Here is a 14,040-nt window from a genome sequence, read left to right as displayed (position 1 = left end):
ACCGCTGACCCAAATTCCATGCGCCCCACAAGGTTCGCTACGTGATCGAGTTCCAACAGGTACACAAGACCTACCGCGTCGCCGGTAGGGAAATCCCCGCACTGAATCCGACCAGCCTGACCATCGAAGATGGCCAGGTGTTCGGCCTGATCGGCCATTCCGGCGCCGGCAAGAGCACCATGCTGCGCCTGATCAACCGCCTGGAAGAGCCTTCCGGCGGCAAGATCATCGTCGACGGCGAAGACGTTACCGCGTTCAACGCCAGCCAGCTGCGCGGTTTCCGCCAGCAGGTCGGGATGATTTTCCAGCACTTCAACCTGCTGGCCTCCAAGACCGTCGCCGACAACGTTGCCCTGCCACTGACCCTGGCCGGCGAGCTGTCGCGCAGCGAAATCGACAAGCGCGTGACCGAGCTGCTGGCCCGCGTCGGCCTTTCCGACCACGCCAGAAAGTACCCGGCGCAGCTGTCCGGTGGCCAGAAGCAGCGCGTGGGCATCGCCCGCGCCCTGTCCACCAACCCGAAGATCCTGCTGTGCGACGAGGCCACCAGCGCCCTCGACCCGCAAACCACCGCCTCGGTCCTGCAATTGCTGGCCGAAATCAACCGTGAGCTGAAGCTGACCATCGTGCTGATCACTCACGAAATGGACGTGATCCGCCGGGTCTGCGACCGCGTGGCAGTGATGGACGCCGGCCAGATCGTCGAGCAGGGCTCGGTGGCCGAGGTGTTCCTGCACCCGCAGCACCCCACCACCAAGCGCTTCGTCCAGGAAGACGAGCAGGTCGACGAAGGCGAGCAGCGGGACGACTTCGCCCATGTGCCGGGCCGTATCGTGCGCCTGACCTTCCAGGGTGACGCCACCTATGCGCCGCTGCTGGGCACCGTGGCCCGCGAAACCGGCGTGGACTACAGCATCCTCGCCGGGCGTATCGACCGCATCAAGGATGTCCCCTATGGCCAGCTCACCCTCGCCCTGATCGGCGGTGACATGGACGCGGCGTTTGCCCGCTTCAAGGCAGCTGACGTACATATGGAGGTACTGCGTTGATGGACGCCCTGAATTTCTTTGCCAACGTCGACTGGGCCGAAATCTGGCTGGCCAGCGTCGACACCATGATCATGCTGTTCGGCTCGCTGTTCTTCACCGTGCTGCTCGGCCTGCCGCTGGGCGTGCTGCTGTTCCTGTGCGGGCCGAAACAGATGTTCGAGCAGAAGGGTGTGTATGCGCTGCTGTCGCTGATCGTCAACATCCTGCGCTCGCTGCCGTTCATCATCCTGCTGATCGTGATGATCCCGATCACCGTGCTGATCACCGGCACTTCGCTGGGCGTTGCCGGCGCCATTCCGCCGCTGGTGGTAGGTGCCACGCCGTTCTTCGCGCGCCTGGTGGAAACCGCCCTGCGTGAAGTGGACCGCGGCATCATCGAAGCCACCCAGTCGATGGGCGCCACCACCCGCCAGATCATCACCAGCGCACTGCTGCCGGAGGCCCGCCCGGGCATCTTCGCGGCCATTACCGTCACCGCCATCACCCTGGTGTCGTACACCGCCATGGCCGGTGTGGTCGGTGCCGGCGGCCTGGGCGACCTGGCCATCCGCTTCGGCTACCAGCGTTTCCAGACCGACGTGATGGTCGTCACCGTGGTGCTGTTGCTGGTACTGGTTCAAGTCCTGCAGAGCGTGGGCGACAAACTGGTCGTGCATTTTTCCCGTAAGTAACCCCAATGGGGTCGGCCCGGCCGACCCGTTCGGGGGCCGTCGCGGCCCTCACAAGGAGTGATCAATGAAGAAGCTGCTTGCTGTTGTCGCCGCTGTCGCGGCCTTCTCGGCCCACGCCGAGTCCCTGACCGTTGCCGCTACCCCGGTACCGCACGCCGAGATCCTCAACTTCGTCAAACCTGCACTGGCGAAAGAGGGCGTGGAGCTGAAGGTCAAGGAATTCACCGACTACATCCAGCCGAACGTGCAGGTGGCCGAAAAGCGCCTGGACGCCAACTTCTTCCAGCACCAGCCGTACCTGGATGAGTTCAACAAGGCCAAGGGCACCAACCTGGTGAGCGTTGCCGGCGTGCACATCGAACCGCTGGGCGTGTACTCGACCAAGATCAAGAAGCTGGACGAGCTGTCCTCCGGCGCCACCGTGGTCATCCCCAACGACGCCACCAACGGCGGCCGCGCGCTGCTGCTGCTGGACAAGGCCGGTGTGATCAAGCTGAAGGACAACAAGAACATCCTGTCCACCGTGAAGGATGTTGCCGAGAACCCGAAAAGCCTGAAGTTCCGTGAGCTGGAAGCAGCCACCATCCCGCGCGTGCTGACCCAGGTCGATGCTGCCCTGATCAACACCAACTACGCGCTGGAAGCCAAGCTGAACCCGGAGAAAGACGCCCTGGTCATCGAGGGCAGCGACTCGCCTTACGTGAACATCCTGGTTGCCCGCCCGGACAACAAGGACTCGGACGCCATGAAAAAGCTGGCTGCTGCGCTGCACTCGCCTGAGGTGAAGCAGTTCATCAACGAGAAGTACAAAGGCGCTGTGGTTCCGGCGTTCTGATCCGAAATCCCCGGGGCCGCTTTGCGGCCCATTCGCCGGCAAGCCAGCTCCCACAGGTACAGCGCCAGCCTCAGGCCCTGTGAGGTCCCTGTGGGAGCCGGCTTGCCGGCGATTTGCCCTGGCAGCCAAACCATGAGGACCGAGACGTACGCCGGACTTTGTGGGAGCGGCCTTGTGTCGCGATAGGCCTGCGCAGCAGGCCCAAAAATCTCAATCCCGCTTCACAAGCCCGGGCAACTGCGCCACCAGCTTCTGGTTGTTGAACGGCGCCCGAATGAACCCGCGCTGACGCCCATCCGGCCCCACAACCGCCAGGTTGCCGCTGTGATCCACGGTATACCCCGGCTTGCTGGTATCGGCCGGAATGAACGGAATGCTCAAGGCATTGGCCAGCTTCTGGGTATCCTCGATCGACCCCGCCACCCCGACGAAATCCTTGTCGAAATAACCCAGGTACTGCTTCAGCTGGTTCGGCGTGTCGCGGTTCGGGTCAACGCTCACCAGCACCACCTGCAGCCGGTCGACGGCCTCCTTGGGCAGCTCGCTCTTCACCTGGCGCAGCTGGGCCAGGGTGGTCGGGCAGATGTCCGGGCAGTAGGTGTAGCCGAAGAACAGCAGCGACCATTTGCCCTTCAGGTCATCCAGTTGCACCGGCTGGCCGTCCTGGTTGGTCATGGTCACATCGGCCACGGTACGGCTCTGCGGCAGCAGGATGATGCCGGCATCGATCAGCTCGGTGGGGTTGGGCTGGTCGCGGCCATTGAGCACCTTGTTGACGGTCAGGCCCAGGATCAACGCGACCAGGGCAACGAGGATGAAGACGGTTTTCTGGGTTCGGGTCATAGGTTCAGCAACAGGTAGTGGTCGAGGAGCAACGCGATGAACAGCGCGAACAGGTAGCCGATAGAGTACTTGAAGGTGCCGATCGCTGCGTGCGGCCGGCTGCCACGGTACAACACCCAGGCCCATTGCAGGAAGCGCAGGCCCAGCACCAGGGCGCAGGCCAGGTACAGCGGGCCGCTCATGTGGATGGCGTACGGCAGCAGGCTCACCGCCAGTAATACCAGGGTGTACAGCAGGATATGCAGCTTGGTGTAGCGCTCGCCGTGGGTCACCGGCAGCATCGGGATATCGGCCTTGGCGTATTCCTCCTTGCGGTGGATGGCCAAGGCCCAGAAGTGTGGTGGGGTCCAGGCGAAGATGATCAGCACCAGCAACAGGGGCTCGGCGCTGACATGGCCGCTGACCGCCACCCAGCCCAGCAACGGCGGGGCGGCGCCAGCCAAGCCGCCGATGACGATGTTCTGCGGCGTGGCGCGCTTGAGAAAACCGGTGTAGAGCACCGCATAGCCGAGCAGGGAAGCCAGTGTCAGCCAGGCGGTGAGGGCGTTGGTGAACACCAGCAGCAGGGCCATGCCCAGTAGCGCCAGCGCCAGGGCGAACAGCAGCGCCGGCAGCGGCTCGACCCGGCCCTGGGCCAGCGGCCGCTTGTGGGTACGCGCCATCAGCGCGTCGATGCGTCGGTCCACCACATGGTTGACCACCGCCGCGCCGCCTGCACAAAAGCCGATGCCCAGGTTGCCGAACAGCAGCACGCTCCAGCTGACACCCGCACGGGTGGCAAGGAACATACCCGCCAGCGAGGTGATCAGCATCAGCACCACCACCTTGGGCTTGGTCAGCTCCAGGTAATCACGCCAACTGGCCCTCTGTGTGCTCAGAAGCGTCGCCACGAATCATTCCTCATGTGGTGGGAAATGCCCACGCCAGCCACGGGCCGCAGGCGCCAGCCATGGCCGACACCCACGCGAACTTTGTCGACCACACGGATGCGGTAGTTCACCAGCACCATGCTCAGCAGCAACAGCGCCCCACCAGCGTTGTGCGCCACGGCTACGGCCAGCGGCAGGTGCAGCAGCACATTGCTGATGCCCAGGCCGACTTGCACCACCAGCGCCAGCAGCACCAGCCGCGCCAGGCCAGGGAGGCCGCAGCGGTGCAGCTTCCAGCTGAGCATCAGCAGCACGCAGGTCACCAGCAATGCGCCCAAGCGGTGGCTGATGTGGATGGCCGTGCGCGCATCACTGTCCAGTTGCCCGCCCAGGTAATTGGGCCCGACGTGCTGGGTCAGATGGAACCCGTTGCTGAAGTCCGCCGCCGGCCACCACTGGCCGTGGCAGGTGGGCAGGTCGATGCAGGCGACGGCCGCGTAGTTGGCACTGACCCAGCCGCCCAGGGCGATCTGGCCGATCACCACCAGCAAGGCCAGCGCAGCGATCCGACGCAGGCTCAATGGCAGCTTTGGCAAGGGCGCAAAGGCCCGGGACAGACGCAGGGACAACAGGAACAACAAACTCAGGGTAGTGAAGCCGCCGAGTAGATGCGCGGTGACCACCTGCGGCCACAGCTTGAGGGTGACCGTCCACATGCCGAAGGCTGCCTGGGCGAGCACCACGCCCAGCAGCAGCAAGGGCAGGCGGTAAGGCTGGCCATCGCGGGCATGCCGGCGCAGCGCCTGCAAGGCGAGCAGGGCGATCACCATCGCCAGGGTGCCGGCGAAATAGCGGTGGACCATCTCGGCCCAGCCCTTGGCGGCTTCCACCGGGTGTTCGGGGAAATGCAGCTCGGCATGAGCCAGCTGCGCTTCGCTCTTGGGCACGCTGATGAAGCCGTAGCAACCCGGCCAGTCCGGGCAGCCGAGGCCGGCGTGGGTCAGGCGGGTATAGGCACCGAGCAGGACGACCAGCAGTGCCAGCAAGGTGGCGAACACAGCAAGGCGGAATCCGGGTCTGGCCATGGCAGGCTCCTAGCCGATGTTGGACAGCTTGAGCAGGTGGCGCAGGTCGTCCAGCACATGCTTGCCGTTGACCTTGGCGTCGTAGCGCAGCACCAGGTTGCCGTGTGGGTCGACGATCCACAGCTGCGGGCCGGCCTCGCCGACCTTTTGCAGGTAGCGTTGCGCATCCAGCGGGTAACGCTGCAACTGTGGGTATTCGCGGCCGAGCAACGCCTGGTAGTCGGCACTTGCCGGCTGGGCGGCCGCCAGGGCATGGCTGGCACGGCTGGCATCACGGCCCAGGCCGACCTGGATCTGCCGGGCCAGGTACACCAGCCGCTGGCAATCCTCGGCACAGGCTGTGGGTGTGCTCACCAGCAGCTGCCAGCGCTCGTCCTGGCCCGCCACGCCGATATCGGAAAGGCTCTCACCGTTGCCGATCATCACGCCGTGGTAGCTGCGGCCGTCCGGCACCCAGAACTTGAGCTTGTACATGCTGGTGGCCAGAACCATCGGCCCGAGCACCACCAGCAGAATCAACAGCAGCTGCAAACGCCCGCGGGCTCTGGGTTTGCTACGTTCAGGCACTTCCAGTGGAGTGGCGGTGGCCATGGCGTTTCTCCTTGTTGTGGTGCCAGCCGAAGTAGAGGTAGAGCAGTACCAAAGTGGTTGCCAGGGCAAACCACTGCACGGCGTAACCCAGGTGTTTTTCCGGGCCCATGGCAACGACCGGCCAGTCCAGGCGATAGGTCGCCGGGCCGGGCTCCAGGCGCAGCTCATGGGCGAAGCCTTCGCGATCGAGCTGTTGCCATAGCTGCGCGGCATCCACGGCAGTCAGCAGGTGCGGCCATTGGCCGCCTGCAGGGTCGGGGTGCAGCTGGAACGTGCTGCCAGGCGCGACATACACCGAAGCGTCCAGCGCCAACGCCTGGGCAGGGGTATCGAAATGCACCGGCACGCGGCGGTCCGGCCAGGGCAGCCAGCCGCGGTTGACCAGCAGCCACACGCCGCTGGCCTGATCATGGAAGGGTTGCAGCAGCTCGACACCGGCCTGGCCATCACGCATGCGGTTGTCCAGCAGCAGGCTGTGCTCGGCGTCGAAGCGGCCATAGAGATGCACGCGGCGGAAGGCATTGTCCTGGTTCGCTGTCAGCTGGGCCGTGGCCACGGGCGCTTCGACCCGCCGCTCGGCATAGGCGGCCAGCAGCACGCGCTTTTCCTCGGCACGGCCGAGTTGCCAGCAGCCAAGCGCGATCAGCCCCGGCAGCAGCGCAAGCACCACAAGGGTTGGTACCCAGCCCGGACGAAACGGCCTCATCGGAGCCTCGTCGGGCCGATCGCTATACTTATCCACATCACCGCATCCCCCCGGAGTATCGCCATGCTCAAGGCCGCGATTGTCCTGATGCTGTTGGCCACGATTGCCAGCCTGTTCAGCGGCCTGGTGTTTCTGGTCAAGGACGATGAAAACTCGACCCGTTTATTGAAAGCGCTGACCGTGCGAGTGACCCTGGCGGCGCTGACCATCGGCCTTGTCGCCTGGGGCTTCATCAGCGGTCAGCTCGTATCTCATGCCCCTTTCTGAAGTTTTCACCTGACCCTGTGGGAGCGGGCATGCCCGCGAATGCGATGTTGAATGTACCGACGCATTCGCGGGCGCGCCCGCTCCCACAGGGTTCTCTATTCACAGCACATAGACAAAGATGAACAACCCCACCCACACCACATCGACGAAGTGCCAGTACCAACTGGCCGCCTCGAAACCAAAGTGTTTCTCCGGGTTGAAATGCCCGCGCAAGATGCGCACGAACATCACGATCAGGATGATCGTGCCCAAGGTCACGTGCGCGCCGTGGAAGCCGGTGAGCATGAAGAACGTCGCGCCGTAGATACCCGACCCCAGCGTCAGCCCCAGCTTGGTATAGGCCTCGTGGTACTCGTAGGCCTGCAACGCGATGAAGCTGGCGCCCAGGACGATGGTCAGCGCCATCCAGAATTTCAGCGGGCCACGGTGGCCGCGACGCAGGGCATGGTGGGCGATGGTGATGGTCACGCTGGAGCTGACCAGCAAGATGGTGTTGATCAGCGGCAGGTGCCACGGGTCGATCACTTCCTTGGGCGGCGGGAACAGTTTCGGGTCGGGCGTGTGCAGCAGCGGCCAGGTGAATTCGAAGGTCGGCCACAACATGTGCGCAACACCCTTGGCCCCTTCACCGCCCAGCCACGGCCCGGCCAGCACGCGCACGTAGAACAGCGCACCGAAGAAGGCCAGGAAGAACATCACCTCGGAGAAAATGAACCAGCTCATGCCCCAGCGGAACGAGCGGTCCAGTTGCGGGCTGTACAGCCCCGCGCGGCTCTCCCGCACCACCGAACCGAACCAGCCGAACAGCATGTAGGCCAGGAACAACGCGCCGATGAAGAAGATCAGCGGCCCGTGCGACTCGGGGTGGCCGGCCTTCATGTCGTTGAACCAGGTACCCAGGCCGAACACCGTGATGAACATGCCGATGGTGGCGATGATCGGCCACTTGCTCTGCGCCGGAACGTAGTAGTGCTCATGACTTGCCATTGCTGTTCTCCTTCCCTTAACGGGCGCCCTGGACGTCCTGGGCCGCGACATGCGCGACCGGCGGGTGGCGAGCGGTGATGTCGAACAAGGTGTAGGCCAGTGTCAGGTGCTTCACGCTGGCCGGCAGGTCGCGGTCGACGATGAAGCGCACCGGCATCTCGATGCGTTCGCCGGGCTGCAGCACCTGCTGGGTGAAGCAGAAGCACTCGGTCTTGTGGAAGTACGCCGCGGCTTCGGCCGGGGTGATGCTGGGGATGGCTTGCGCACTCATCGGCCGATCGGTCGGGTTGTGGGCGATGAAGATCATCTGGTTCACCGCACCCGGGTTGACCTCCAACTGGTCGGCGGTGGAATAGAAGTCCCAGACCATGTCGCTGGCATTGGTCGACATGAACTGCACCCGCACCGAACGCGTCGGGTCGCTGACCTGGCTGCCTTCGTACTGCCCTCCGGTCTTGCCGTTGATGCCGAAGGCCTTGCACATCACGTCATAGATAGGCACCAGGGCGAAGCCGAAGGCGAACATCACCACCGTCAACATCAACAGGCGCAATACCAGGCGTTTCAGCGAAAGGCCGTTCATGGCACGGTTCCTATTTCACTTCCGGTGGCGTCTGGAAGGTGTGGTAGGGCGCAGGCGAAGGGATCGACCACTCCAGGCCCTCGGCGCCATCCCATGGCTTGGCCGGTGCCGGCGCGCCGCCGCGGATGCACTTGATGACGATGAACAGGAAGAAGATCTGCGTGGTGCCGAACATGAACGCGCCGATCGACGACACCATATTGAAGTCGGCGAACTGCAGGTTGTAGTCGGGGATCCGCCGTGGCATGCCGGCCAGCCCCACGAAGTGCATGGGGAAGAAGGCCATGTTCATGCCGATGAACGATAGCCAGAAGTGCAGCTTGCCGAGGGTTTCGTCATACATGTGGCCGGTCCATTTCGGCAGCCAGTAGTAGGCCGAGGCGAAGATGCCGAAGATAGCCCCAGGCACCAGCACATAGTGGAAGTGCGCCACCACGAAGTAGGTGTCGTGGTACTGGAAGTCCGCCGGGGCGATGGCGAGCATCAGCCCGCTGAAACCGCCGATGGTGAACAGGATGACAAAGGCGATGGCGAACAGCATCGGCGTTTCGAAGGTCAGCGAGCCTTCCCACATGGTGCTGACCCAGTTGAACACCTTCACCCCGGTAGGCACGGCGATCAGCATGGTGGCGTACATGAAGAACAGCTCGCCGACCACGGGAATACCGACCACGAACATGTGGTGGGCCCAGACGATGAACGACAGGAAGGCGATGGCGCCGGTGGCGTACACCATCGAGGTGTAGCCGAACAGCGGCTTGCGCGAGAACGCCGGGATGATCGAGCTGACCGCGCCGAAGGCCGGCAGGATCATGATGTACACCTCGGGGTGGCCGAAGAACCAGAACACGTGCTGGAACAGCACCGGGTCACCACCGCCGGCGGCACTGAAGAAGCTGGTACCGAAGTGGATGTCCATCAGCATCATGGTCACGACGCCGGCCAGCACCGGCATCACCGCAATCAGCAGGAATGCGGTAATCAGCCAGGTCCAGACGAACAGTGGCATCTTCATCAGGGTCATGCCCGGGGCGCGCAGGTTGAGGATGGTGGCGATCACGTTGATCGCGCCCATGATCGAGCTGATGCCCATCAGGTGGATGGCAAAGATGAAGAAGGTGACGCTGGCCGGCGCGTAGGTGGTGGACAGCGGGGCGTAGAAGGTCCAGCCGAAGTTGGGCCCGCCGCCCGGGCTGAACAGGGTCGAGACCAGCAGCAGGAAAGCCGCCGGCAGCAGCCAGAAGCTGAAGTTGTTCATCCGCGGCAGGGCCATGTCGGGCGCGCCGATCATCAGCGGGATCATCCAGTTGGCCAGGCCGACGAAGGCCGGCATCACCGCACCGAACACCATGATCAGGCCGTGCATGGTGGTCATCTGGTTGAAGAACTCCGGCTGGACGATCTGCAGGCCGGGCTGGAACAGCTCGGCGCGGATCACCATGGCGAACGAGCCGCCGAGCAGGAACATGATGAAGCTGAACCACAGGTACATCGTACCGATGTCCTTGTGGTTGGTGGTCAGCACCCAGCGCATCAGGCCCTTGGCCGGGCCGTGCGCATGGTCATGGCCGTGGGCGTGGTCGTCGATCACTGCACTCATGTCCTGTCTCCTGCAATCCATTGATTGCCGCGAGTAACCCGGTTCATTGCGCTTCTGCCTGCTTCAGCGCCAGCACGTCCTTCGGCGTGACCATGTCACCCTTGTTGTTGCCCCAGGCGTTGCGCTCGTAGGTGACCACGGCGGCGATGTCGACTTCCGAGAGCTGCTTGCCGAACGCGGCCATGGCAGTGCCGGGCTTGCCGTGGAAGACGATGCCCAGGTGGGCTTCCTTCGGCCCGGTGGCGATCTTCGAGCCCTTGAGCGCCGGGAACATCGGCGGCAGGCCCTGGCCTTCGGCCTGGTGACAGGCCACGCAGGTGGTGTGGTAGACCTTGTCACCACGTTCCACCAGCTCCTCCAGGGTCCATTCCTTGCTGGTCAGCTCCTTGAGCTTGGCAGCTTCGGCCTTGCGCTCGCCCAGCCAGCTGTCGTAGTCGGCCTTGGACTTGACCTCGACCACCACCGGCATGAAGCCGTGGTCCTTGCCGCACAGCTCGGTGCACTGGCCGCGGTAGATGCCGGGCTTCTCGATACGGGTCCAGGCTTCGTTGACGAAGCCGGGGATGGCATCACGCTTGACCGCGAAAGCCGGCACCCACCAGGAGTGGATGACGTCGGCAGCAGTCACCAGGAAACGCACCTTGGCGCCCACCGGCAGCACCAGCGGCTGGTCGACTTCGAGCAGGTAGTGCTCGTCCTTGGGTGCCTTGTTGTGGATCTGCTCGGTGGGGGTGGCCAGGTTGCTGAAGAACTCCACGTCCTGGCCCAGGTATTTGTAGTGCCACTTCCACTGGTAGCCGGTAACCTGGATATCGATGTCCGACTCGCTGGCATCGTAGATGTCGATCAGAGTCTTGGTGGCCGGGATGGCCATGGCCACCAGGATCAGGAAGGGGACCACGGTCCAGAGGATTTCCACCCAGGTGTGCTCGTGGAAATGCGCAGCCTGCTGGCCGGTGGAACGGCGGTGGATGACCATGGACCAGAACATCGCGCCAAAGACAACGATGCCGATGATCACGCAGATCCAGAAGATGGTCATGTGCAGGTCGAAGACGGCGTTGGAGACTTCCGTCGCCCCTGGGTGCATGTTCACGGTCCAGGCGGCGTTCGCCTGACCAAAAACCGACCACAACAGGAGGCCCATCCAGACATGTGGATGTCGCATCATTGCGGGTTCCCCTTCTCGTTCTTGTAGTCCCGGAGGCGTGGCCTGCGGCAAGAGGGAACGGTGGTCAAGACTACCTGGCTTCGACGACCGAGCCCCTGCTAAAAGCAGTTGGGCCTCATCAACGAATCACGTTCACCGGGAGTATAGACAGCGACCAACGGCACGCAACGAAGGCCGTGAAATGAACTTCATGAAAGGGCCGAACGCCCCGAAAACCGCGTGCTTGATAGGGTATGGCGCAATAATGGCATTTCGATATGCCTGAGCATGCACACGTTTGTGCGACTTATAACAAATACGTCTTAGGTATTCTGTATACCGAGCTAATTTAGTGTCTTCCGTTTGAAACGTAATGTCCCTGGAGTTGTCATGAACATCGCTGCTGTACGCGAGCAGGTAAGCCAAGCCCATCAACACGAAGGCCAGACCGGCCAACTGAAAAAGCGTCTCGAGCTGCAACTGCCCCACCTGCACCCCTCGATCCAACTGCCTGAGCAGGACGCCCAGGGTACTTTGGCGCGCTTCGTCAGCGCCTACATCGACCAGGTTCCGGAACTGCTGGAGGCCGCCCATGAGGTCGCCCGCGAGGCCGGGATCGAATCGCAGATCAAACCTGTACTGAAAATCGCCGAAGCCTACTTCCTGCAGCCGCCCAGCGTGATGCAAGGGCATGTGGGCCTGGACTGCCTGCTGGATGAGGCCTACCTGGCGCACCGCCTGGTGGAAGAGGTGAACGACCTGTACATCCGTCACTTCCAGCAACCGTTGATCCCGGTCGACACCACCGTCGCCAACCTGATTGCCCACCAGTTGATTGGCGAGACGTTTGCCAACCAGCTGGATGAAGTGGTGCACCACTCGGTGGATGAAATGTTGAATGATGAAAGCTTCGCGGTGGAATCGGTGGAGGCCTACCGCGAGAAATTGAGCAGCCCGGAAACAGGCGCGGCGTGGAAGCGCTGGCCGTGCCTGTCACGGCAGCTGGGGGTGGAGCTGGGCCAGCCGGCCTGAGGTTCCTGGCCCGGCCTCTTCGCGGGCACGCCCGCTCCCACAGGGAAAGCACATGCCTTGATGACTGTGGATTACCTGTGGGAGCGGGCGTGCCCGCGAAAGGGCCGGCTCATGCAGCAAAGATTCCGGCTCTAGGCCCCAACCCCGGCGGTAGTCCGCATCCGCCCCTCGATCCGCCGCTTCAAGCGCCGCTGCTCGATCAGCAACCGCGACCCATTGGCCGAATTACTGCGACCCCAATCTTCAAGCAGCTCAAGGCACGAGTGGTCGATATAGCTAAGGTTACCCAACGGCACATGCAGCGTGGTCCCCGCCGGCACGCTATCCAGCACCTGGGTCAGCGCCGGCACCTTGAGAAAGGTGGCCGCGCCACTAAGCCGCAATTCCATGTGCCCAGCCTTCTCCAGGCTGACCAGGTTGATCTTCAACCGCGCCGCCTTCAGTGCCAGCTTCAGCAAGGTCAGGGCAAAGCCCAGCAATACGCCAGTCAGCAGGTCGGTAAAGATGATCGCCAGCGCCGTCGCCGCGTAGGTGAACATCGGCATGCGGCCATAGCGGCCCAACCCACGAAACGCCTTGAAATCCACCAGCTTGATCCCGGTAAACACCAGCACACCCGCCAGGCTCGCCACCGGGATCTGCTGCAGCACACTGCTCAGCGCCACCACGAACGCCAGCAGCCACAGGCCATGGAAGATCGCCGAAGCCCGGGTCTGCGCACCCGCCTGCACATTGGCCGAGCTACGCACGATCACCCCAGTCATCGGCAACGCGCCGAGCACCCCGCACAGCATGTTGCCGATGCCCTGGGCCGACAGCTCACGGTCGAAGTCCGAACGCTGGCCGCTGTGCATGCGGTCAACCGCAGCAGCCGACAACAAGGTTTCGGCACTGGCGATGAAGGCCAGGGCAAAAGCGGCGACCAACAGGGTAGGGTCGGCCAGTTGCATCAGGTCACCAGGGCGGATCCAGTCGATGGCTTCGGACAGGTCGGCCGGCACCTGTACGCGGTTCACCGGCAAGGCCAGCCACATGCTGATGGCCGTCATGGCCGACACGCCCAGCAGGGCACCCGGGACGAAGCGCAGCCGCTGCGGCCGCAGGCGCTCCCAGCACCACATGATGGCGATGGTGCCCAGGCCCAGCGCACCGGCCATCCAACCGGAGCCGGCGCTTTCCTGCGGCAGGGCCGCGGCCACGGTCGCCGGGAACTCCAGCAGGTTCTGCATGCCGGATGGTTGCGGCGCGGTGTCGAACATCACATGCACCTGCGACAGCACGATCAGCACGCCAATCCCCGCCAGCATGCCGTACACCACCGCCGGCGCGGTAACCCGGAACCAGCAGCCCAGGCGCAGGCGCCCGGCCAGCAACTGCAGCAAGCCGGCCAGCAGCAGGATCGGCCCGAGCATGGCCATGCCATGCTGGCGTACCAGCTCGAACACCAGTACCGCCAGGCCGGCGGCCGGGCCACTGACCTGCAGCGGCGAACCGGCAAGGAAACCTACGACAATGCCGCCGATAATGCCGGTAATCAGGCCTTTGGCCGGCGGCATGCCCGAGGCGATCGCAATGCCCATGCACAACGGCAAGGCCACCAGGAAGACCACCACCGACGCCAGCAACTCACGCGGCAGGGCCGCTTTCAACTGTGTAATGTTCACCGTGTTTCTCCTTTCTCTGTCACACAGCCATTCCCCTGGCCGTGGGCACGTTTGCCCCTGACGAGCGCGCAGGCGCGGGCCGCCAGCGGGCGTGCCGGCAGGCAGTCA

The 14,040-nt window shown here is 63.7% G+C and carries 15 protein-coding genes; 5 read left to right on the top strand and 10 right to left on the bottom strand.

Going from position 1 to position 14,040, the window contains the following annotated elements; translation table 11 throughout:
• Nucleotides 1-41 precede the first annotated feature (41 nt).
• The 3 genes from CAG44_RS02995 to CAG44_RS02985 all read left to right on the top strand — a co-directional run bounded on the left by CAG44_RS02995 (nt 42) and on the right by CAG44_RS02985 (nt 2,555).
• Nucleotides 42-1,049, top strand: coding sequence for a methionine ABC transporter ATP-binding protein (locus CAG44_RS02995; protein WP_085691555.1), 1,008 nt, complete (start codon nt 42-44; stop codon nt 1,047-1,049).
• Nucleotides 1,049-1,720 carry a methionine ABC transporter permease gene (locus tag CAG44_RS02990; RefSeq protein ID WP_013970307.1) on the top strand — a complete coding sequence of 224 codons (672 nt, stop codon included), beginning with the start codon at nt 1,049-1,051 and terminating at the stop codon, nt 1,718-1,720. The genes CAG44_RS02995 and CAG44_RS02990 overlap by 1 nt, the downstream gene beginning before the upstream one ends.
• A 64-nt stretch (nt 1,721-1,784) precedes the next feature.
• Nucleotides 1,785-2,555 (top strand): MetQ/NlpA family ABC transporter substrate-binding protein, encoded by a 771-nt coding sequence (locus CAG44_RS02985; protein ID WP_025337216.1) that lies wholly within the window; start codon nt 1,785-1,787, stop codon nt 2,553-2,555.
• Between the two features lie 210 nt (nt 2,556-2,765).
• Here the strand turns inward: CAG44_RS02985 and CAG44_RS02980 are convergent, their stop codons facing one another.
• Genes CAG44_RS02980 through CAG44_RS02960 form a run of 5 tightly spaced genes read right to left on the bottom strand, consistent with a single transcriptional unit; the run spans nt 2,766 to nt 6,649 of the window.
• Entirely contained in the window at nt 2,766-3,398 is a 633-nt protein-coding gene (locus CAG44_RS02980) for an SCO family protein (RefSeq protein WP_013970305.1), read from the bottom strand.
• Nucleotides 3,395-4,288 carry a heme o synthase gene (gene cyoE, locus CAG44_RS02975; protein ID WP_025337214.1) on the bottom strand — a complete coding sequence of 298 codons (894 nt, stop codon included), beginning with the start codon at nt 4,286-4,288 and terminating at the stop codon, nt 3,395-3,397. The genes CAG44_RS02980 and cyoE overlap by 4 nt, the downstream gene beginning before the upstream one ends.
• Entirely contained in the window at nt 4,273-5,352 is a 1,080-nt protein-coding gene (locus CAG44_RS02970; protein WP_015268468.1) for a heme A synthase, read from the bottom strand. Before CAG44_RS02970 ends, cyoE begins: the two co-directional genes overlap by 16 nt.
• A 9-nt stretch (nt 5,353-5,361) precedes the next feature.
• A complete protein-coding gene (locus CAG44_RS02965) occupies nt 5,362-5,943 on the bottom strand; it encodes a hypothetical protein (RefSeq protein WP_025337212.1) in 582 nt (193 codons plus the stop codon).
• The gene (locus CAG44_RS02960) at nt 5,912-6,649 is read right to left on the bottom strand and encodes an SURF1 family protein (protein WP_075046854.1); all 738 of its coding nucleotides are present in this window, start codon (nt 6,647-6,649) and stop codon (nt 5,912-5,914) included. The genes CAG44_RS02965 and CAG44_RS02960 overlap by 32 nt, the downstream gene beginning before the upstream one ends.
• A gap of 63 nt (nt 6,650-6,712) precedes the next feature.
• On the opposite strand from CAG44_RS02960, the gene CAG44_RS02955 reads away from it, so the two are divergent.
• Entirely contained in the window at nt 6,713-6,916 is a 204-nt protein-coding gene (locus tag CAG44_RS02955; protein WP_003258925.1) for a twin transmembrane helix small protein, read from the top strand.
• Between the two features lie 99 nt (nt 6,917-7,015).
• Here the strand turns inward: CAG44_RS02955 and CAG44_RS02950 are convergent, their stop codons facing one another.
• From CAG44_RS02950 to coxB, 4 genes are read right to left on the bottom strand one after another with little or no spacing between them, the layout of a single operon-like run.
• Entirely contained in the window at nt 7,016-7,903 is an 888-nt protein-coding gene (locus CAG44_RS02950; RefSeq protein WP_003258926.1) for a cytochrome c oxidase subunit 3, read from the bottom strand.
• A gap of 16 nt (nt 7,904-7,919) precedes the next feature.
• Nucleotides 7,920-8,486 (bottom strand): cytochrome c oxidase assembly protein, encoded by a 567-nt coding sequence (locus CAG44_RS02945; RefSeq protein WP_015268464.1) that lies wholly within the window; start codon nt 8,484-8,486, stop codon nt 7,920-7,922.
• 10 nt (nt 8,487-8,496) lie between these two features.
• On the bottom strand, nt 8,497-10,086 hold the full coding sequence (gene ctaD / locus CAG44_RS02940; protein WP_085691554.1) for a cytochrome c oxidase subunit I: 1,590 nt from the start codon (nt 10,084-10,086) through the stop codon (nt 8,497-8,499).
• Nucleotides 10,087-10,129: 43 nt separating this feature from the next.
• Complete coding sequence (gene coxB / locus CAG44_RS02935) at nt 10,130-11,257, bottom strand: cytochrome c oxidase subunit II (protein ID WP_085691553.1); 1,128 nt, start codon at nt 11,255-11,257, stop codon at nt 10,130-10,132.
• A gap of 369 nt (nt 11,258-11,626) precedes the next feature.
• On the opposite strand from coxB, the gene CAG44_RS02930 reads away from it, so the two are divergent.
• Entirely contained in the window at nt 11,627-12,268 is a 642-nt protein-coding gene (locus tag CAG44_RS02930; protein WP_043935172.1) for a hypothetical protein, read from the top strand.
• A gap of 131 nt (nt 12,269-12,399) precedes the next feature.
• Here the strand turns inward: CAG44_RS02930 and CAG44_RS02925 are convergent, their stop codons facing one another.
• Nucleotides 12,400-13,932, bottom strand: coding sequence for a SulP family inorganic anion transporter (locus CAG44_RS02925; protein WP_085691552.1), 1,533 nt, complete (start codon nt 13,930-13,932; stop codon nt 12,400-12,402).
• Nucleotides 13,933-14,040: the final 108 nt, after the last annotated feature.

Origin of the sequence: Pseudomonas sp. B13(2017) (genome assembly GCF_002113245.1) — a bacterium.
GTDB classification, from domain to species: domain Bacteria; phylum Pseudomonadota; class Gammaproteobacteria; order Pseudomonadales; family Pseudomonadaceae; genus Aquipseudomonas; species Aquipseudomonas putida_Z.
This window is presented reverse-complemented; position numbering and strand designations above follow the sequence as displayed.